The organism is Streptomyces sp. NPDC096193 (genome assembly GCF_040302905.1).
Classification (GTDB): Bacteria; Actinomycetota; Actinomycetes; order Streptomycetales; family Streptomycetaceae; genus Streptomyces.
Genome location: NZ_JBEOSJ010000002.1, coordinates 291,703 through 310,781, shown reverse-complemented (window position 1 = coordinate 310,781; position 19,079 = coordinate 291,703). Strand labels below are relative to the sequence as shown.

Below are 19,079 nucleotides of genomic sequence, written 5' to 3'. Positions count from 1 at the left end.
GATTGTCAGATGCGACGGTAGCGAGTGAAAAGGAACCCTGCCTCCTCCAGTACGGACGCCAGTGCGAAGCGTTCCGGGACCGCGAGTCCCGGCCCGCCCGTGATGCGCTGCGCGTCTCCGACCGTGAGCGTGGGCGACACGGTCAGACACAGTTCGTCCAGCACCCCCGAGGCGGCGAACTGCCCCAGCATGCGCGGCCCGCCCTCGGTGAGCAGCCGCCGCAGACCCCGTTCGGCGAGCGCCTGCAGCGCCCTCGGCGGGTCCACACCGGGCCCGTCGCCCGCGACCACCACCTCGGCGCCCGCCTTCTCCGCCTCGCGGATCCGGTCCGGCGGGGCCGCGGCACCTGTCAGCACCAGCGTCGGCACCAGGGGTTCGGTGAACAGCGGCAGGGAGAAGTCGAGGCGCAGCGAGGCGCTGACCACGGCGATCGCGGGGGCGGGCCCCTGGCCGGCCGCGGCCCGGCGCTCGGCGAAGGCGTCCCGGGCACGTGCGGGCCGGTAGCCCTCCAGACGGACCGTTTCCGCGCCGACCACGACCGCGTCGGCGAGGCCTCGCAGGGTGCCGAAGATCCGCATGTCCGTGTCGGAGGACAGCGGCTGGGACCGGCCGTCGTGCTGGGCCGCCCCGTCCAGGGACGACACCATGTTGGCCCGCAGCCAGGCGTCCTGCGGGGCGTCCGGGTACGCGTAGGCGTCGGCGAGCTCGTCCAGGGACCATTCGCGGTCCTCACCGGATGTCTGGTCGGTCACAGGGAGCAGTCGTCGCATGCCGAGCAGTCTGGCACGACCCTTACAGTTGGGAACTGTGTCGACCAGTGCCATGACCGAAGCGGCCCCCCTTTCGCTGTGCGCCCGCGAGCCGCACGTCCCCGCCGACCGGCTGGTCGCGGAGATGGTGCCGCCGCCGCGTTTCGATTCGGTGCGCTTCGACACCTACGTCCCGGACCCGAACCAGCCCAGCCAGCGCGAGGCGGTCACGGTCCTCAGCTCGTTCGCGGCGAGCCTCGGCGGGGCGCACGCGAGCGGGGCCGGCAAGCGCCGGTGGTTCGCGAAGAAGCCGGCCGCCCCCACCGGGCCTCGCGGCGTCTACCTCGACGGCGGTTACGGCGTCGGCAAGACCCATCTCCTCGCCTCCCTGTGGCACGCCACCCCGGCCGAGCCCTCGCTCAAGGCCTTCGGCACCTTCGTGGAGCTCACCAATCTCGTCGGCGCCCTCGGCTTCCAGCAGACCGTGCGCACCCTGAGCGGTCACCGGCTGCTGTGCATCGACGAGTTCGAGCTCGACGACCCGGGCGACACCGTCCTCGTCTCGACACTCCTCGGCAAGCTCGTCGAGGCGGGTGTGGCACTCGCGGCCACCTCCAACACCCTGCCGGGCAAGCTGGGCGAGGGCCGGTTCGCCGCCGCCGACTTCCTCCGTGAGATCCAGGGCCTCTCCGCGCAGTTCCGTCCGCTGCGGATCGACGGCGAGGACTACCGCCACCGGGGACTGCCCGACGCCCCTCCCCCGTACTCCGAGGAGACGGTCGCCAAGGCCGCGTACGCCACCGAAGGCGCCTCGCTCGACGCCTTCCCCGCCCTGCTGGACCACCTCGCCAAGGTGCACCCGAGCCGTTACGGCGCTCTGACCGACGGCATACGCGCGGTCTGCCTCACCGATGTGCGGCCGGTGCCCGACCAGTCGACGGCCCTGCGCCTCGTGGTGCTCGCCGACCGGCTGTACGACCGCGAAGTGCCGGTGCTCGCCTCGGGCATGCCCTTCGACCGACTGTTCAGCGAAGAGATGCTGAACGGCGGCTACCGCAAGAAGTACTTCCGCGCCATCTCCCGTCTCACCGCGCTGGCCCGGGACGCGAAGGGCCTTGTGGGGCAGTAGGTTCGGGTGCGTAACCACCTTTCCGTCAGAAGGGATTCGCATCATGGCCACCACGCGTCAGGCGCACACGGTCTGGGAGGGCAACCTCACCGAAGGCACGGGCACCGTCACCTTCGACTCCTCCGGAATCGGCGAGTACGCGGTCTCCTGGCCGTCCCGCGCCGAGCAGGCCAATGGAAAGACGAGCCCCGAAGAGCTCATAGCCGGCGCCCACTCCAGCTGCTTCTCGATGGCCCTCTCGCACGGGCTCGCCCAGGCCGGCACCCCGCCGACCCAGCTCAACACCCAGGCCGAGGTGACCTTCCAGCCCGGCACGGGCATTACCGGAATCCACCTCACCGTCGAGGACGAGGTCCCCGGTCTCGACGAGGCCGGTTTCGTCAAGGCGGCCGAGGACGCGAAGGCCAACTGCCCGGTGAGCCAGGCCCTGTCGGGCACGACGATCACCCTGAGCGCCTCGCTCGCCTGAACGGTTGACTTGTAGGAACAGCTGAAGGCTCGTGTGGCCCGCACGGTTCCCCCGCATCCAGGTGCGTGATACACACGTGCGGGTCACATCTCCTGTCCCCTCCCAGAGCTTCGGCAACGGGAGGTCCCCCCAACAGGGAGTTGCCTCATGTCCGCAACACGTCGACAAGTCCTGGCCCGCGCCGGCGCACTGACCGCCGGAATCGGCTTCACCGGCGCCCTCTCCGAGCTCTTCGCGGGGACCGCGGCGGCACGCGGGCAGCACGCCGGCTACGGACCGCTCGTCCCCGACCCCGCCGGTCTGCTCGACCTGCCGAAAGGATTCCGCTATCGGGTCCTCTCGCGGGAGGGCGAGCCGCTGCGCTCCGGCGAGGGCCGCGTTCCGAGCAACCACGACGGCATGGCGGCCTTCGCGGGGCGCCGCGGCCGGGTGCACCTCGTCCGCAACCACGAGAACCGCGCGGACGCCGCGATCCCCGTCCCCACGGTCAAGGGCCTGACATACGACCCGGCGGGCAAGGGCGGCTGTACGTCCCTGGAGCTCGACGGGCGGGGCAATGTCGTGGCCGAGCGGGTCGCCATCGCCGGCACCGCCGTCAACTGCGCGGGCGGGCCCACTCCGTGGGGCACCTGGCTCACCTGCGAGGAGACCGAGGACAAGGCCGGCACCAACGGCTACACCAAGGACCACGGGTTCGTCTTCGAGGTGCACGGCGCCGACCCGCAGCGCACCGGCGCCGTACCGCTCACCGCGATGGGCCGCTTCCAGCACGAGGCGATCGCCGTCGATCCGCAGAGCGGGATCGTCTACGAGACGGAGGACGCCTTCCAGCGGCCCTTCGGCCTCTTCTACCGCTTCCTGCCGAACAGGCCACTGGGCGGGACGCGTTCACTGCGCGCGGGCGGGGAGCTGGAGGCCATGCGGGTGCCGGGCGTGCCCGACCTCTCCGCGATCCAGGAGCCGGGAACGAGCTTCGACCGGATCGAGTGGGTGCCCGTACCGGACAGCCAGGCGAAGCAGACTCCCATCCGGCTCCAGGACTTCGGTCCCAAGGGCATCACCCACGCGCAGAAGCTGGAGGGCTGCTACTGGGGCGGGCGCTCGGTCTACTTCGTCTGCAGTTTCGCCCGCAGCGGCGAGGGCTCGGCGGCGGACCACTTCGGCCAGGTGTGGAAGTACGAGCCGCACCGGCGCCGTCTCACGCTGGTCGTCGCCTTCGGTCCGAGCACGGACATCCAGCTGCCGGGCGAGTCCCCGGACAACATCTGCCTGGCGCCCGGCGGCGGACTGATGGTGTGCGAGGACGGCAGTGGCGCCCAGCACGTGTACGGGCTGACCAGGTCCGGCAGGGTGTACGCGATGGCCCGCGGCCGCCAGAACATCGGGACGCCCGAGGCGCCGGAGTGGGGCGAGTTCGCTGGGGTCACCTTCTCGCCGGACGGCGAGACGATGTACGTCAACTGCTACACGCCGGGTACGACGTTCGCGGTCACGGGGCCCTGGGGCTGACGGAGGCGGGCGGGGCGGGTCGCGCGGCGGTGCTGGGAGGGGCGGTGGCCTGCCAGGAAGGCCATGTCGCGGGGTGACCGGTCCGGGGTTGACCGGTCCGGGGAGACCCGTCCGGGGCTGTCGGGCGGTCCCGGCCCCGGGGCGTGGGCTGGGGGCGCCGTGGTCGTGAACCCTGGGCCGCCGCCGGGGTCGTGAGCTCTGAGCCAGGGCGGTCGTGAGCCCCCGGGTCTCGGCCGCCGGGCCGCCGACGACGGCGGTCACCGTGAGCTCCGGCGGGCGTGCGGTCCGGCCGACCGGGGCGGGATCCCCTGGTCAGCCGCTCCCGGCGTGCGCCCGTGACAGGAGCGCCGCACGATGGAGCCGTCTCCAGAAGCGCTCCCAGAATTCTGGAGCAGCCGGCGAAGCCCGGGGCAGGTCCGGTAACTCCCTGCCCCGGGCTTCTCCTTGCGCGGGGCGACTACTCGACGACGAGCTCGACCGGCAGGTTGCCGCGGGTCGCCTTGGAGTAGGGGCAGTACGCGTGGGTCTTCTCCAGGAGGTCACGGCCGGCCTCGCCCTGAAGGTGGTCCGGAAGCTCGACCCGCATGATCACGGAGAGGCCGAAGCCGCCGTCGGTGTCCTTGCCGATGCTGACCTCGGCGGTCACGGACGCGTCCTTGACGTCGATCCCCTCCTGGCGGCCGATGGCGCCCATCGCGCTGGCGAAGCAGGCCGCATAGCCGGCGGCGAAGAGCTGCTCGGGGTTGGTGCCCTGACCGTTGCCGCCCAGCGCCGCGGGGAAGGCGAGCGGGAGGTCGATCTGACCGTCGGAGCTGACGGCGCGGCCCTCACGGCCATTGGCGGTGGCGACTGCGGTGTAGATCGCGTCCATGAAATGCATCCTTCTTCGTCCGTTGCGAACCGATGACGCAAGTAGAGCACACAACTAAGTTGTGCACAACTAAATGGGGTGCAGGTATGCTGGGGGCATGGAGAAGACGCCACTGACCGATGTGCCGGACGAGGCCTTCCTCCGCCTCGACCACCAGATCTGCTTCTCGCTGCACGCCGCGTCCCGGGCGTTCAACAGCGTCTACCGGGTCGCGCTCAGGGATCTGGGAATCACCTACCCGCAGTACCTGGTGATGCTGGTACTGTGGGAGCACGGCGAGCTGCCCGTCAAGCAGATCGGCGAGCATCTGCGACTGGACTCCGGGACCCTGTCCCCGCTGCTCAAGCGGCTCGAAGCGACGGGCTATGTGGAGCGCCGGCGCAGCAAGGAGGACGAGCGCTCCGTGACGGCCCGGCCCACCGCGGCGGGCGCGGGGCTGCGGCAGAAGGCGCTGGACGTACCCCGCAGGATCGGCGAGGCCACGGGCCTGTCGTTGGAGCGGATCCGCGCGCTGCGCTCCGAGCTGGAGGCGCTCACGGCCACGCTGGACACGACCGGGCTGGAGGCCGCGGCCTGCCTGACGGAGGACGACTGACGCCCCGCGGGGTGGGCAGGGCACGCCCCTCGGGACGGAGCGGGTCCGGGGCCGACGCATCGGGCACCCCGGGCACGGACGAGCCCCGGACATCCGCCGATGTCCGGGGCTCCTCGTCTGCGGGTGTGCGCACAGACTCGGCGTCAGTTGTGCCGGCCCGTGCCGTCGCCGGCGGCGTCACCCCCCGCGTCGTTCCCGCCGGCGCCGTTGTCGTCGGCGCCGGCGTTGCCGTCGGCTCCGCCGTTGTTCTGCAGGCCGCCGTCGGCACCGGCGTTGGCCTCGGCACCGCCGTTGTCCTGCACGCCTCCGTCGAGGCCGCCGTTGTCCTCGGCGCCACCGTCGGCACCCGCGTTCGCCTCGGCACCGCCGTTGTCCTCGGCGCCACCGTCGGCACCCGCGTTCGCCTCGGCACCGCCGTTGTCCTCGGCGCCACCGTCAGCTCCCGCGTTCGCCTCGGCGCCGCCGTCCGCGCCCTCTCCGGCGCCCGCGCCGTCACCGATCTGCGCGCCGACCGCCGCGAGGGCCGTGGTCACCGGCTGGAAGAACGTCTCACCGCCTGAGGCGCAGTCTCCGCTGCCGCCCGAGGTGAGGCCGATCGCGCTGCCGTCCTGGGTGAAGAGCGCGCCGCCGCTGTCGCCCGGCTCGGCACACACGTTGGTCTGGATGAGACCGGTGACGGTGCCCTCGGGGTAGTTCACGGTGGCGTCGAGTCCGGTGACCTGTCCGTCGTCGAGCCCGGTGGTGCTGCCCATCCGGATCACGTCCTGGCCCACGGCCGCGTCGGCCGCCTGAGTGATCGCGACCGTCTGGCCGTTGCCGAGGTCGACCTCGCTCGGGGCCTCCGTCGCCGGGTCGTCGTACGTCACCAGCGCGAAGTCACCCTCGCCCGGGAACACCGCGTCCTGGACCGTGCCGATCGGCTCGCCGTTCGCCTCCTCGGACCACTGCTCGGCCGCGACACCGCAGTGTCCGGCGGTCAGGAAGCCGGGGCTGCCGTCCTGCGTGGTCACGTTGACGCCCAGCGAGCAGCGCGCACCGCCGCCGAAGATGGCGTCGCCGCCCTCGAGGAAGGTCTTGAACTCTCCGGCGGACTTCTGGATGCGGGCCACACCGGGGCCGAGGGCCTTCACGGCGGATTCCAGTCTGTCCCAGCGCTCGCCGGCGACGGTGCGGTCCGCGGTGACGAGGACCTGGTTGTTCCGCGGGTCCACGGCCCAGGAGGTGCCGGCCATCGTGGCCTGCTTGCTGAGCGTGCTCTTCGCCGCGGTCAGCTTCGTGGCGCTGTTCTGGACGCTCCTCGGCACCGCGCCGGCCTTCTTGACCTGGACCACGACGTTGTTGTTGTTGCCCACGACGTTCACGACGAGCTGCTGCTTGCCGGAGTCGTAGTAGGCGCCGCCGTAGGACTCGCCGAGCTGCTGCCCGAGCTGCTGGAGGAGCTCTGCCGCGGAGGCGGCGCTCATCTTCTTCGGAGCCGACGCCGCCTCGGACTGGGAACCGTCCTGCCCAGCGTAGGCCTGTGGGAGCAGGACGGCGGCCGCGGCGATGCCGACGGCACCCGCTCCCGCCAGAACGGCCTTTCGCTTGGTTATTCGCCTGTGACTCAACTCGTCGCCTCCTGTAGGGGGTACGGAGTCCGGTTGCCGATGGACACCGGGGGACGCGTCCGCCCTTGGATACGCATGAGGCGCGTGTTGTTCTCACCGCACAAGCAGAAGAACCTTGTTGACGGCCCGTCAAAAATGGCTCAGGTGGGAAGTGAACAGCCGCAACGGCTGCAGTAACGAGCGTCGATCGCTTCGGCCGGACGGTCGCAGGCGGGACAGATCCTGCTCAGCAGACAGGCGGCTTCGCCACCTTCCGGTTCCGGTTCCGCGGCAGCGGCGACGGCGGAGGCGTTGCGGATGGCGAGTCCGGGGCGGCGGGTGTGCGCGGTGACATAGGCGAGCCCGTCCGCTCCGGCGGACAGCGCACGGTGGATGCCGCGCGGAAGCCAGGCCACGGAACCGGCCTCCAGGCGCTGCCGGCCCGCGTCGGTCTCCAGCTCACCGCTGCCGTCGAGGACACAGAGGAGGACGTCCAGGTCGGCTTCGGCATGGCGGGCGACCCGTTCACCGGGCGGTACGCGGATGATGTTGGCGTCCAGTTGCCTGCCCGCCTCCGACAGGCGCCACAGGGCGCCGCCGCGGTCCGCGGGCACCGCGCGTACGTCGGCCAGGCCGGCGAGAACTCCGGCTCTCGGGGACACCGTCATCTCGTTCCTCCCGAACAGGGCCCGGACGTCGGCGAGCCCCCGCCGGGCATCATTGCACAGTGCAAGAGAGCGGTACCGCCACCGGCGACCGGTGCGGCGCCCGCCATGAGTACGGGTCGGGCGAGGAGCACGTTCACCCGGCGGTCGTGACGGCAGGGTAGAAAGAGGCCCATGAAGGAGCAGACACAGCAGCCCGGCGCGACCGGCGACCACCCACGGACGGGTGGTTCGGACGGCGTGCCGCGCACCGACGGAATGGACGACGTGGAGGCGGTCACCGGCGCGGTGCTCACCGCCTCCCGGCTGCTGGTCGCGATCTCGGCACGGTCCCTCGCGTCGGTCGAGGACCGGGTCACGCTCCCCCAGTTCCGCCTGCTGGTCGTGCTGTCCACGCACGGCGCCGCCAAGCTCGTCCTGCTCGCGGAGCGACTGGCCGTCAGCCCCTCGACGGCGATGCGCATGGTGGACCGGCTGATCGCCGTCGGCCTCGTGGACCGCCGGACCAACCCTGGCAACCGCCGCGAGACGGAACTGCGGCTGACCCAGGAGGGCGCGCGCATCGTGGACGAGGTGATGACCAGACGGCGCGGGGAGATCAGCACGATCGTCGAGCGCCTGGCACCGGAGCAGCGCGCGTCCCTGATCGCGGCGCTGAAGGCCTTCTCCGAGGCGGGCGCCGAGCCGGACGCCCCGTCCGGACCGGTGGAACTGCACCCGCTCGGCTGGACCTCGGGTACGTAGAACCCGACACCGGGCGCCGTGTCCCCTCATTGATGGAATGATCGTATATTTTCCGTCAGTGATCATTATCGTACGAAGACTTGCGGCCGCGGCCGCCCTGGGTGCCGTGCTCACCGGCTGCGGAGGCGGAGCCTCGTCCGCCCCGCCCTCCCCCGGCAAGGCCGCCGCTGCCGCACCCCGGCCCGGAAAGCCTCCGGAGCAGCGCGCGAAGCAGGTCCCGACACTCGCCCCCGGTCCGGGCGGGGTGACACCCGTCTTCGAGCGGGCCGCTTCGTCCACCGCGGCGGGCGACATGACCGTCGCGCTCACCTTCGACGCCGACATGACGGCGGATCAGGGGCCGAGGGCGGCGGACGGTGAGCACTTCGACAACCCCGGCCTCATCGCCTCCCTGCGGGAGCTGAAGGTCCCCTCGACCGTCTTCATGACCGGCCGCTGGGCCGAGCAGTATCCGGACCAGGCGAGGGCGATCGGCAACGACCCGCTCTTCGAGACCGCCAACCACTCCTACAGCCACTACGCCTTCAAGGCCTCCTGCTACGGACTCCCGACGGTGGACAGGAGCGAGATGCGGGCCGATGTGGACAGGGCGTTCGCCGCGTTCGCGAAGGCCGGGGTGCGCAACACCGTGCCGTACTTCCGCTTCCCGGGCGGCTGTTACGACGACGACGCCCTGCGCGCCATCGCCCCCGCCCAGGTGACCGCCGTCCAGTGGGACGTCGTCAGCGGGGACGCCTTCGCGACGGACGCGGACGCGGTCGCGGAACAGGTCCTGGCCGGGGTGAAGCCCGGATCACTGGTGGTGATGCACTGCACGCGCAGCGCGGCCCCGGTCACCGAACAGGCGGTCCGGAAGATCGTCCCCGAACTGCGCAAGCGCGGTTACCGCCTCGTCAAGGTCTCGGAGCTGATGCGCAGGGGCCGTGCCTAGGGTCCGACTCGTGTCCGGGCGCCTCGTCGCACCGGCCGCCCCGAGTGGAGCATCAGCGGCATCCGGGCGCATGCTGGATACAGGCCTTCAGGGCAAGGAAGCCCTTTGTCCTCGGAGCACTTCCTGCGCTGAGGAAGGCGATGCGCGCATGCCCATCATTTCGCCAGGATTCCACGGCCGGCGGCCCACCGACGGCAAGAAACTGCCGCCCGGCCAGTACGAGACGTTCGACTTCCCGGTGCTCTCCGCCGGCCCGACTCCCCACGTGCCGCTGGACACATGGGAGCTCGCGGTCGTCGCGGAGGACGGCCAGCGCCACACGTGGGACTGGGCAGCGCTGCAGAAGCTGCCGATGGAGACCCCCACGGTCGACCTGCACTGCGTGACCAAGTGGTCGAAGTACGACACACAGTGGCGAGGAGTCTCGCTCGACGTACTGCTCGCGGATGTCGAGACCGCGGCGGACTTCGCCCTCGTCCACTCCTACGGCGGCTACACCACCAATCTCCCGCTGGAGGACCTGCTCGACGGCAAGGCGTGGATCGTGCACGACTACGACGGCCAGGAGCTGGCGCCCGAACACGGCGGCCCCGCCCGGCTTCTCGTTCCGCATCTGTATCTGTGGAAGTCCGCGAAATGGGTGCGCGCGATCGAGCTCCGCCTGGACGACGAACCGGGCTTCTGGGAGAGCGCCGGCTACCACAACTACGGAGACCCATGGCAAGAGCAGCGATACAGGGGCGACTAGGTGACCGTCTGCGCTGGCGAACCGCTGAGGTGAAGGACCGGCGTACGGAGTCGGGAACGGCGACCACGCTCGTGCTGAGCGTGCCGGACTGGCCGGGCCATCTGGCAGGTCAGCACGTCGATGTCCGGCTGACGGCCGAGGACGGGTACAGCACGCAGCGCAGCTATTCGATCGCGTCGATCCCGGACGGCGAGCATCTGGAACTCACGGTGCAGCGCATAGCGGACGGGGAGGTCTCGCCCTATCTCGTGGACACCCTGCCGGCCGGAGGGCTCGTGGAGCTCCGCGGCCCGGTCGGCGGCTGGTTCGTCTGGCAGCCCGAGCAGCCGGAGCCGGTGCTGCTGGTGGCGGGCGGCTCCGGAGTCGTGCCGCTGATGTCCATGATCCGTACCAGGGCGTCGATCGGCAGCCGGGTGCCGTTCCGTCTGCTGTACTCCGTACGCGAGCCGGCGGACCGTCTCTACGCCGACGAGCTGCGCAAGGGCTCTCCGGGCCTCGACATGACGTACCTCTACACGCGGGTGACACCCGAGGGATGGCCCAGGCCGGCCGGGCGAGTGGAGCCGGAGGACCTGGCGCGGCACGGCTGGCCCCCGGAGTTCGAGCCGACCTGTTACGTCTGCGGCCCCACCGGCTTCGTCGAGAAGGCCGCCACCTACCTGGTTCTTCTCGGCCATTCCCCCGAGCGCGTCCGCACAGAACGATTCGGCTAGCGGAGGGTGACATGACGGTTTCAGCCGGCTACGCGTTCAGCGAGCCCGCCTACCGGGACGGCAACGCGCTCGCCGGACCGCTCTCCGAAATCTTCGCGGTCGATGTCACCGCGGCGATGAGCCGGTGTGCGCACTGCACCCGTACCGGGCCCCTGGGCGGGCTGCATGTGTACGACCGCGGCCCCGGCCGTGTCGCCCGCTGCCCGGGATGCGGGGAGGTCATGATGCGCATGGTCCGCGGCAGGGGCGAGGTCTGGCTCGACATGAGCGGCACGTCCGCGATCGCCATTCCCATGCACGACGAGTGAGCGCGCCCGGAACGCGTCCGCTCACGTCGGCGCGTTTCCTCACCCCGTCCCGAAGAGGTCCGCGTAGGCCCCGTAGCCCTCACGCTCCAGGTCGTCGCGGTGGATGAAGCGCAGGGAAGCCGAGTTGACGCAGTAGCGCAGTCCGCCCGCGGACCTGGGCCCGTCGGGGAACAGATGACCGAGGTGGCTGTCCCCGTGGGCCGAGCGGACTTCGGTGCGCACCATCCCGTGCGAGGCGTCCTGCCGCTCGACGACGTTCACCGCGTCGACCACCTTGGTGAAGCTGGGCCATCCCGTTCCGCTGTCGTACTTGTCCACCGAAGCGAACAGGGGCTCTTTGGAGACGACATCCACATAGATGCCCGGCTCCTTGTTGTCCCAGTACTCGTTGGCGAACGCGCGCTCCGTGCCGTCCTGCTGCGTGACCCGGTACTGCTCGGGTGAAAGTTGTGCGACAGCCTCGGGGTTCTTGAAGTACTCGGGCATGACACCTCCTTGGGCGGATCGTCCGTCGAATCGCACCAGGCCACGCCCAGAGACGACGGCACTCGAGCGACCGCGCCCGATCTCAGCGCTGCTGGTCCTCGGGGTCCGGAACGATGTGCACGGCTGCCTCTTCCGCGGAGGCGGCCCCGCCGTCGATGCCCACGTCATGCGCCCAGTAGTCGTAGCCGTCGTAGCGCCGGCCGCCCGTGACGTCGGTGTCCCAGGCGAGCAGGCGGCCCGCCCGTACATCGCCCACCTCGTCGTCGATCAGCTCGCCGTCCGTGTCCGACGCGTCACCGATCCCGTCGCCCTCGTCGACGGCGTCCTCGCCGACCTCCCGGGCCAGCCGATGGTCGAGGTCCTCGTGCGACAGCGCTTCCCGGGCGGTGACGCCCCACTCGCCGATGCCCAGAGGCGTTTCCGGCGGCGAGTATCCGGCGTCCAGGAAGTCGCCGATCTCCTCGTCGTCCAGACCCTCCTGGGATCTGAGCAGCCCCGCCGATTCGGAGCTCTCCGGCTCGCTCGTCGATGCCATCGCTGAGTCCTTCGTGCCGTGGGATGCGCCCCGGCGAGAGCCGAACAGCGGCCCGGGGGACGCCGCCATCCCGGAATGCATCATTCCACCCAGCGTAACGCGGTTGGCCGTCACAGGAATCTGGGAGAGGAACGGGCCCTTTCCCCTCAGTCCTGCGCGACGCGGATGATTGTCTTGCCGCGGGCGCGCCGGCCGGGTCCGAATGCGTCCGGCGCTTCGGCCAGCGACCGCACGGCTCCGACGATCGGCTTCACCCGCCCGTCCCGCAGCCGCCGGGCAAGATCCACCAGCCCGGCGCGATCGGGTTCGACGATGAAGAAGACCGCGCGCCCGTCCTCGGGACGGACCGTGGGCGGCATGGCGACGGCGACGAGCGTGCCACCAGCGCGCACCAGCGCGGCCGAGCGGTCGAGGACGTCGCCGCCGATCAGGTCGAACACCACGTCGACCTCGCCGGCGTCCTCCAGCGACTCGTTCTCCAGGTCCAGATAGACATCAACGCCGAGACCGAGGGCCACGTCCCTGCCGCCGGCCCGCCCGGTGCCGATCACGCAGGCCCCCGCATCACGCGCGTACTGCACCGCGATCGACCCGACACCGCCCGCGGCACCATGGATCAGTACGGTCTGCCCCGTCGTGAGACGGCCGTGGTCGAACAGACCCTGCTGCGCGGTCAGCCCGGAGATCGGCACTGCCGCGGCCACCACGTGATCGACGTCCGACGGAAGGGGTGCGAGGTTGCGGGCCTCCACCGCGGTGTACTCGGCCAGCGAGCCGTTGCGCGTCCAGTCGGTCAGACCGAACACCCGCTGGCCGACAGTGAGACCGGTCGTGCCGTAACCGAGTTCGGCGACGACACCGGACAGTTCATGGCCGGGCACGCTCGGGGTGCGGTCGCGGCCGGCGCGGTCGGTCCACGTTCCCGGCCAGTCGAGCTCCCCGGACGTGAAACCCGCGGCGTACACCTTCACGATGACGTCGTTCTCGGCGGCATGCGGGTACGGCATGTCCGTCAGAGAGAGCCCACCGAGACCCGCCTCGCGGTCTCGGACAGTGATGGCTTGCATGACGGGTCCTCTCGATGACGGATACGTCCGGTCGCAGCGCACAGATCGTTCGGACCTCGGTTCGCGCCGGGGCCAGGTCTTCGTCCGGTCCGGCGGCGGCGTCAGCGGCGTGAGCGGCGCGCTCCGCGGGCGCCTTCCTGCCTCGCCGACCCTCCGTCATGACGAAGGATCACATCGGTCGCCCCGTGCCCATGTCCCTCCATCGACACAACCACCCCGCCGTGGCACGGGCAACTCGGCCGGACTCACACACCGTCACACCGCCGGACCTGGCTGTGATGGGCCGTTGGGCTGGTGGTGTGGTCGTCCGTCGTCCCCCGCGCCGTAGCGGCCGGAGCAGAGAGCCGGAGCGCACCATGGACGGCGTCGCACCTCCGTGAACGGCACGGTGAACAGATTCCAGGAGGACGGCGTCGCACCTCCGTGAACGGCACGGTGAACAGATTCCAGGAGGGCTCCGTGACCGCCCAGCCGCCGCCCACCGCCGACGCGCTTCCCGACCGCTTCGACGGCCTCCGCGCCCTCGTCGTCAACTGCACGCTCAAGCGGTCGCCCGAGGTGAGCAACACCCAGGGACTCATCGACAAGAGCCGGGCGCTGATGGAGACGCAGGGGGTCCGGGTCGAGGTCGTGAGGGCCATCGATCACGACATCGCGACCGGCGTATGGCCGGACATGACCGAGCACGGGTGGCAGAGCGACGAGTGGCCCGCCCTGTACGAGCGGGTCATCGCGGCCGACATCCTCGTCCTGGCCGGCCCCATCTGGCTGGGTGACAACAGCTCCGTCATGAAACAGGTCGTCGAGCGGCTGTACGCCTGCTCGTCGCTGCTCAACGACCGTGGCCAGTATGCGTATTACGGACGGGTCGGCGGCTGTCTGATCACCGGCAACGAGGACGGGGTGAAACACTGTGCCATGAACGTCCTCTACAGCCTTCAGCACCTCGGGTACACGATCCCGCCGCAAGCGGACGCCGGCTGGATCGGTGAGGCCGGGCCCGGGCCCTCGTATCTCGACCCCGGATCGGGCGGACCGGAGAACGACTTCACCAATCGCAACGTCACCTTCATGACCTGGAACCTGATGCACCTCGCCGCCATGATCAAGCGAGCCGGCGGCATCCCCGCCCGCGGCAACCAGCGCACCGAGTGGGACACGGGCGCGCGCTTCGACCAGCCGAACCCGGAGCATCGGTGAGCGGGCCGGTGGCCCGTGGGTAGACCGATCGGGGGCCACCGGTCGAAGCGAAAGAGCCGGCGGCCTACTCCTTCGGCCCGCCCCCGGATCCGCTGTCGCCCTCGCCGTGGCTCATCTCGACGAAACGTGCTTCGTCGTTCACCACCCGCACGGCCTCCTCGAGGACCGCCAGCACCTCCGGTCCGGGGATGATCGCCGCCCCGGCCGCGTCGGCGAACACATAGTCGCCTGGACGCACCAGCACTCCCGACACCACAGCCGGCCGGTTCGCCTCGTACGGCGTGACGGAGTCCCCGCCCCAGTGCACGGCCTCGCCGCTGCAGTAGGCGGCGAACTCGTACTCCGCGAGTTCGGTGAAGTCACGCAGGCGGGCGTCGGTGAGGATGCCGGCGAGACCGTGGGTCGCGAGCGAGGAGAGTTTGACCTTGCCGCCGAGCGACGCGTCGGGGTAGCCGTTGCTCGCCAGAACCAGCACCCGTCCCTGCCCGCCGTCGCGGATGGCCTCTCCGAAGAGCTCGGTGAAGTTGTACCGGTCGGTCGGCAGAAACTTCTCGCACGACGGCAGATACGAGACGGTGACGGCCTGCCCGAAGAGCAGGCGATCCGGCGTGGGGCTCTTCAGATCCATCAGATGGCATCGGTGCCGGTGAAATCGCCCTATGGCGTCGACGACGTCGGCGGTGTGCACACGAGCTGCGAGTTCGCGCAGTCGCGACTCTTCCTCCACCATCGGACCTCCCGGACGCCGCCGCGGCCCGGCCTGCGGAGCGGGAACGGCGGCGCGGGATGGCGCGCCGACGCCTTCGCCGAGCTCTTCGGCAGCACTCTCCATCTTGCGCCGCCGAGGCAGCGGCGGCTACACGATCACCGGCCGCGTCAGTTCGACGCGGGCTGCGCCGTGAGTTCGCTGGGCCGCACGATCACGAAACCCTCGCCCTGGAGCATCAGCTGAACGGCCTCGCCCGAGCCGCCGCGGATCATCGAGCCGACGGACTGGGAGCGGTGCAGCGAGGTGCTGAGCTGGGCGCTCCAGCCGACGACCGCGTCCGTGTCGACGTAGACGGGCTGCTGCGCGGTGACGGGAATGACGATGGGGTTGCCCTCGCAGATGACGGCGAGCTTCCCGTAGCCGGTGAAGAGACTGTTGAAGAGGCCCCCGCCGGACATACCGGCGCCCTTCACCGTCCGTATCTCGTACGAGAGTGTGGCGTCGAAACAGAGGACGTTGCGGCCGTTGATCGTCAGGGAGTCGCCCTGGTCGATGTCGACGATGAAACAGTTCTGCGCCTCGTGCGCGAACCAGGCCTCGCCCTGGCCGCGTACCGCCATCAAGGCCAGGCCCTCACCGGTGACGGCACGCTTGAGCATGCCGCCGATGCCCTGGCTCTTGCGCTCGAACTGGAGGTTTCCGCGGTAGGCGATCATCGACCCCTGCCGCGCGTGCATCTCGCCGTTCACGGCGTACTTGACCGATTTGGCGTTCTGCAGGGTCATACCGGGCACGGTGGCCTGCTGCGCCATGTTCTCCGAGGCAAAGAGATCGCTTTTCATGGGGTGCATCGTCGCCCGGATGCATCCGTTCCGCCAACAGCCCCGCACAACGGGTCCGGAGCGGCTGGCAGACTGGCGGTGTGAGCAGCGAAGACATCAGCCCCGGCAGCCCCTTCCGGCACGAGAGCGTCGCGCGCGACGAAGCCCCGCAGTACGTGCTGCCGCTGGTCGTGCGGATCGAGAAGGGCGCGCCTCCGGCGCGCACCGACGCGCTGGAGACCGCCGCACGGGCCGTGCTCACCATCCTGTCCGACGACCGTTCGGCCGGGGAGGGAGAGTGGGCGCAGGCCATGCGCGACTGGCAGGACGCCCGCATCCGCAAGGTCGTCCGACGAGCGCGGGGCGCGGAGTGGCGCAAGGCGTCGGCGCTGCCCGGGATCACGGTGACGGGCGAAGAGGCGGAGGTACGGGTCTTCCCGCCGGTGCCGCTCGACGGCTGGCCCAAGGAGCTGGCCAAACTCCAGGTTTCCGGCACGGATCTGGACGACCCGGAGGCGCCGGCCGAGCCGGGCCCGGCAGAGCCGGTGCTGTGGCTGAGCCCGGAACTGGACATGTCGGCCGGCAAGGCGATGGCCCAGGCCGGGCACGGCGCCCAGCTGGCGTGGTGGGAACTGTCGGACGCCGACCGCAAGTCGTGGCGGGACGCGGGATTCCGCCTCTCCGTCCGCACTCCGGGGCGGCCCCTGTGGCAGGAACTCACGGTCAGTGGGCTGCCCGTGGTGCGCGACGCCGGGTTCACGGAGATCGCTCCGGGCTCCTGCACCGTGGTCGTCGATCATCCCTCGCTCCGGAGTTGAACACTCCGCCGCTGCGTTACGTACCTCTCAGTACCGCCGAATGCATTGAACACGGATTCAGTTGGCGGTTGGTTTGCGGTGTAGCACATCGGCTCAGGAGGCATTTTGTTGCGGCGCATCAACGGGACGGCACTCATCATCGCGGCCCTGGTCGCCACGGTAGGGGCCCTGGCGTTCCCTGTGTGGTCGTACGCGGACCGTTCCGGCACCGGCCAGGACAACATCAACGCCTCTTCGGTGGCGACCCAGTGGGGACCTCTGACGGCGACCGACCGCGACTTCCTGGTGAAGGTCCGGCTGGCGGGACTCTGGGAGCTGCCCGCGGGGCAGCAGGCGATCGAGCGGGCCCCCACGAAGGCGATCAAGGACGCGGGTGACCACCTGATCGTCGGTCACGCGGACCTCGACAAGCGGGCCCGCACCGTGGCGGCGCAGCTCGGGGTGGAGCTGCCGAACCAGCCGAACGACCAGCAGCAGGGCTGGCTGCGGGAGCTGTCGGCGGCGAGCGGCCGGGAGTACGAGTACAAGTTCGCCAACCTGCTGCGCAACGCGCACGGCAAGGTCTTCTCGCTCATCGCGCAGGTCCGGCACACCACCCGGAACACACTGATCCGGCAGCTCGCATCCGACGCCAACGTCACGGTGCTGGACCACATCACCATGCTGGAGAACACCGGCATGGTCGACTTCGACGCCATCGCCAACGAGGCGGCAACCGGCGTGACCGCGAGCCCCACGGGCCCGCCGCCGCCGGACGGCAACCTGCCGCCGGCGCCGCAGCCCGCTGAGCCGTCCGGGAACCAGTCCCTCACGTCGAGCCCTTCGCCGGTCGCGCCGGGCACGGTCAACACGAACCGCCCGGAGGCGCCCGAACCGCAGCCCGCCGGCTGAGGGCCGTCGATCACGGGACAGCTTGGTTCTTTTCGCGGACCGCAACCTCAAATCAACCTCTGAACGTCCCCTCCTCCGGGTTCGCCGCCGTCCTGCGGGGCCATAGGCCCTGCACGCACCGTCACACGGCGCAGTGGGCAGAGGAGGGGACTTCCCATGGAACTGGGTATCGGAATCGGCTGGCGTCCTGAGATCGCGGACGCCGTGGAGGACCTGCCGGGCCTCGACTGGGTCGAGGTCGTGGCGGAGAACGTCTGCCCCGGCCATCTGCCCGCCTCGCTGACGCGGCTGCGTGCGCGCGGTACCAAGATCGTCCCGCACGGGGTCTCCCTCGGTCTCGGCGGCGCGGACCGTCCCTCGGAGCAGAAGCTCAAGGACCTCGCGGAGCGGGCTGTGGCGCTGGATTCTCCGCTCATGACGGAGCACATCGCGTTCGTCCGGGCCGGGGGCGTGCTCACGGCCTCCCCCCAGCTCGAAGCCGGCCATCTGCTGCCGGTGCCCCGCACCTGGGACGCGCTCAAGGTGCTCTGCGAGAACGTCCGCATCGCCCAGGACCTCCTGCCGGTACCGCTGGCGCTGGAGAACATCGCGGCGCTGATCTCCTGGCCCGGGGAGGAGCTCACGGAGGGCCAGTTCCTGGCCGAGCTGGTCGAACGCACCGGCGTGGGCCTGCTGATCGACGTGGCGAACCTCCACACCAACCATGTGAACCGCGGGGAGGACCCGGCGAAGGCGCTCGACGAACTGCCGGTCGAGGCGATCCGGTACGTCCATGTCGCGGGCGGTGTCGAACGCGACGGCGTCTGGCACGACACCCACGCCCACCCGGTCACCGAACCGGTCCTGCGGGTCCTGCGCGCGTTGAGGTCCCGGGTCGCGCCGCCCGGCGTCCTGCTGGAGCGCGACGACGACTTCCCGCCGCCCGGGGAGCTGGCGGCCGAAATGGAGACCGTCCGCGCGACGGTGGTGAACGGCGCCGGACCCGTGGCCCGTGCCGACGGCGATGTGCGTACCGCCTCCGCCGACGGAGATGGGCGTACGGCCCGCGCCGACGGCGGGCCGCGGGCGGCAGCGAGGGCCACGGACGGCGGCGTGCGCGTCACCAGCGGGGAGGAAGACCCCGGGGCCCGGGAGCGCGTCGGTATCGCCCAGGCCTCCCTGCTCTCCGCCCTGGTCGCCGGGACTCCTGCCCCCGAAGGCTTCGACCCGCTGCGGCTCCGGGTGCAGAGCCGCGCGCTCGCGGCCAAGCGCGCCGACGTCGTCGCCAAGGTCGCGCCCGAACTGCCGGAGATACTCGGCAAGGGGTACCGACCCGCCTTTCTCACGTACGCCAAGTGCCGCCCCATGCGGGCCGGTTACCGGCGTGACGCGCTCGACTTCGCGGAGCGGCTGCTCGTCGCCGGGCAGCCCGCCGACGAGACCGCGCGCCGACTGCTGGCCCGCTGGTGGGAGGAGCGGGCCGGAGCGCACCCGCCCCGGCGCGCCACCCGGTTCGTCCGGGCGGCACGGGCCGCGCTGGTCGGGAGGTGACAGCC

Annotated in this window: 22 protein-coding genes; 13 read left to right on the top strand and 9 right to left on the bottom strand. The window is 70.8% G+C overall.

Annotated elements, in window-relative coordinates; genetic code table 11:
- Positions 1 to 5 precede the first annotated feature (5 nt).
- A complete protein-coding gene (locus ABTX78_RS04110) occupies positions 6 to 770 on the bottom strand; it encodes a pyrimidine reductase family protein (protein ID WP_352205255.1) in 765 nt (254 codons plus the stop codon).
- Here ABTX78_RS04110 and zapE point away from each other — a divergent pair.
- From zapE to ABTX78_RS04095, 3 genes are all read left to right on the top strand, one after another.
- Positions 769 to 1,878, top strand: a complete 1,110-nt coding sequence (gene zapE / locus ABTX78_RS04105; protein ID WP_502993758.1) for a cell division protein ZapE — start codon at positions 769 to 771, stop codon at positions 1,876 to 1,878. The two genes, ABTX78_RS04110 and zapE, sit on opposite strands and share 2 nt — an antisense overlap.
- Before the next feature lie 43 nt (positions 1,879 to 1,921).
- Positions 1,922 to 2,347 carry an OsmC family protein gene (locus ABTX78_RS04100; protein ID WP_352205254.1) on the top strand — a complete coding sequence of 142 codons (426 nt, stop codon included), beginning with the start codon at positions 1,922 to 1,924 and terminating at the stop codon, positions 2,345 to 2,347.
- A 147-nt stretch (positions 2,348 to 2,494) separates the two neighbouring features.
- Positions 2,495 to 3,856: an alkaline phosphatase PhoX gene (locus ABTX78_RS04095; protein WP_352205253.1), complete on the top strand. Its 1,362-nt coding sequence runs from the start codon at positions 2,495 to 2,497 to the stop codon at positions 3,854 to 3,856.
- Between the two features lie 457 nt (positions 3,857 to 4,313).
- Here the strand turns inward: ABTX78_RS04095 and ABTX78_RS04090 are convergent, their stop codons facing one another.
- Positions 4,314 to 4,727: an organic hydroperoxide resistance protein gene (locus ABTX78_RS04090; protein WP_352205252.1), complete on the bottom strand. Its 414-nt coding sequence runs from the start codon at positions 4,725 to 4,727 to the stop codon at positions 4,314 to 4,316.
- A gap of 97 nt (positions 4,728 to 4,824) precedes the next feature.
- Here ABTX78_RS04090 and ABTX78_RS04085 point away from each other — a divergent pair, with 97 nt between their 5' ends.
- Positions 4,825 to 5,322, top strand: a complete 498-nt coding sequence (locus tag ABTX78_RS04085) for a MarR family winged helix-turn-helix transcriptional regulator (RefSeq protein WP_352205251.1) — start codon at positions 4,825 to 4,827, stop codon at positions 5,320 to 5,322.
- A 143-nt stretch (positions 5,323 to 5,465) separates the two neighbouring features.
- Here ABTX78_RS04085 and ABTX78_RS04080 read toward each other — a convergent pair whose 3' ends face one another.
- Both ABTX78_RS04080 and ABTX78_RS04075 read right to left on the bottom strand, forming a co-directional pair.
- Positions 5,466 to 6,929, bottom strand: coding sequence for a S1 family peptidase (locus ABTX78_RS04080; protein ID WP_352205250.1), 1,464 nt, complete (start codon positions 6,927 to 6,929; stop codon positions 5,466 to 5,468).
- 140 nt (positions 6,930 to 7,069) lie between these two features.
- Positions 7,070 to 7,576, bottom strand: coding sequence for a cupin domain-containing protein (locus ABTX78_RS04075; protein WP_352205249.1), 507 nt, complete (start codon positions 7,574 to 7,576; stop codon positions 7,070 to 7,072).
- A gap of 255 nt (positions 7,577 to 7,831) precedes the next feature.
- On the opposite strand from ABTX78_RS04075, the gene ABTX78_RS04070 reads away from it, so the two are divergent.
- From ABTX78_RS04070 to ABTX78_RS04050, 5 genes are all read left to right on the top strand, one after another.
- Positions 7,832 to 8,317 carry a MarR family winged helix-turn-helix transcriptional regulator gene (locus ABTX78_RS04070; RefSeq protein ID WP_352205497.1) on the top strand — a complete coding sequence of 162 codons (486 nt, stop codon included), beginning with the start codon at positions 7,832 to 7,834 and terminating at the stop codon, positions 8,315 to 8,317.
- A 37-nt stretch (positions 8,318 to 8,354) separates the two neighbouring features.
- A complete protein-coding gene (locus ABTX78_RS04065) occupies positions 8,355 to 9,248 on the top strand; it encodes a polysaccharide deacetylase family protein (RefSeq protein WP_502993757.1) in 894 nt (297 codons plus the stop codon).
- A gap of 148 nt (positions 9,249 to 9,396) precedes the next feature.
- Complete coding sequence (locus tag ABTX78_RS04060) at positions 9,397 to 9,996, top strand: molybdopterin-dependent oxidoreductase (protein ID WP_352205247.1); 600 nt, start codon at positions 9,397 to 9,399, stop codon at positions 9,994 to 9,996.
- Positions 9,966 to 10,709 (top strand): ferredoxin reductase, encoded by a 744-nt coding sequence (locus ABTX78_RS04055; RefSeq protein ID WP_352205246.1) that lies wholly within the window; start codon positions 9,966 to 9,968, stop codon positions 10,707 to 10,709. The genes ABTX78_RS04060 and ABTX78_RS04055 overlap by 31 nt, the downstream gene beginning before the upstream one ends.
- Before the next feature lie 11 nt (positions 10,710 to 10,720).
- On the top strand, positions 10,721 to 11,017 hold the full coding sequence (locus ABTX78_RS04050; protein WP_352205245.1) for a DUF6510 family protein: 297 nt from the start codon (positions 10,721 to 10,723) through the stop codon (positions 11,015 to 11,017).
- Positions 11,018 to 11,056: 39 nt separating this feature from the next.
- Here ABTX78_RS04050 and msrB read toward each other — a convergent pair whose 3' ends face one another.
- The 3 genes from msrB to ABTX78_RS04035 all read right to left on the bottom strand — a co-directional run bounded on the left by msrB (position 11,057) and on the right by ABTX78_RS04035 (position 13,105).
- The gene (gene msrB, locus ABTX78_RS04045) at positions 11,057 to 11,503 is read right to left on the bottom strand and encodes a peptide-methionine (R)-S-oxide reductase MsrB (RefSeq protein ID WP_352205244.1); all 447 of its coding nucleotides are present in this window, start codon (positions 11,501 to 11,503) and stop codon (positions 11,057 to 11,059) included.
- Between the two features lie 82 nt (positions 11,504 to 11,585).
- Positions 11,586 to 12,038: a DUF5709 domain-containing protein gene (locus ABTX78_RS04040; protein ID WP_352205243.1), complete on the bottom strand. Its 453-nt coding sequence runs from the start codon at positions 12,036 to 12,038 to the stop codon at positions 11,586 to 11,588.
- 146 nt (positions 12,039 to 12,184) lie between these two features.
- Positions 12,185 to 13,105 (bottom strand): NADP-dependent oxidoreductase, encoded by a 921-nt coding sequence (locus ABTX78_RS04035; RefSeq protein ID WP_352205242.1) that lies wholly within the window; start codon positions 13,103 to 13,105, stop codon positions 12,185 to 12,187.
- A gap of 459 nt (positions 13,106 to 13,564) precedes the next feature.
- Here ABTX78_RS04035 and ABTX78_RS04030 point away from each other — a divergent pair, with 459 nt between their 5' ends.
- Positions 13,565 to 14,305: a flavodoxin family protein gene (locus ABTX78_RS04030; protein ID WP_352205241.1), complete on the top strand. Its 741-nt coding sequence runs from the start codon at positions 13,565 to 13,567 to the stop codon at positions 14,303 to 14,305.
- A 64-nt stretch (positions 14,306 to 14,369) separates the two neighbouring features.
- On the opposite strand, the gene ABTX78_RS04025 is transcribed toward ABTX78_RS04030, so the two are convergent.
- Positions 14,370 to 15,035 (bottom strand): RraA family protein, encoded by a 666-nt coding sequence (locus ABTX78_RS04025; protein WP_352205240.1) that lies wholly within the window; start codon positions 15,033 to 15,035, stop codon positions 14,370 to 14,372.
- Between the two features lie 146 nt (positions 15,036 to 15,181).
- Positions 15,182 to 15,856 carry an AIM24 family protein gene (locus ABTX78_RS04020; protein ID WP_352205239.1) on the bottom strand — a complete coding sequence of 225 codons (675 nt, stop codon included), beginning with the start codon at positions 15,854 to 15,856 and terminating at the stop codon, positions 15,182 to 15,184.
- An 80-nt stretch (positions 15,857 to 15,936) separates the two neighbouring features.
- Between ABTX78_RS04020 and ABTX78_RS04015 the strand changes: the two genes are divergently transcribed.
- From ABTX78_RS04015 to ABTX78_RS04005, 3 genes are all read left to right on the top strand, one after another.
- The gene (locus ABTX78_RS04015; RefSeq protein WP_352205238.1) at positions 15,937 to 16,653 is read left to right on the top strand and encodes a peptidyl-tRNA hydrolase; all 717 of its coding nucleotides are present in this window, start codon (positions 15,937 to 15,939) and stop codon (positions 16,651 to 16,653) included.
- Between the two features lie 108 nt (positions 16,654 to 16,761).
- Positions 16,762 to 17,544 carry a DUF4142 domain-containing protein gene (locus tag ABTX78_RS04010; RefSeq protein WP_352205237.1) on the top strand — a complete coding sequence of 261 codons (783 nt, stop codon included), beginning with the start codon at positions 16,762 to 16,764 and terminating at the stop codon, positions 17,542 to 17,544.
- Between the two features lie 156 nt (positions 17,545 to 17,700).
- On the top strand, positions 17,701 to 19,074 hold the full coding sequence (locus ABTX78_RS04005; RefSeq protein ID WP_352205236.1) for an MbnB/TglH/ChrH family RiPP precursor modification enzyme: 1,374 nt from the start codon (positions 17,701 to 17,703) through the stop codon (positions 19,072 to 19,074).
- The last annotated feature ends 5 nt before the right edge of the window (positions 19,075 to 19,079 follow it).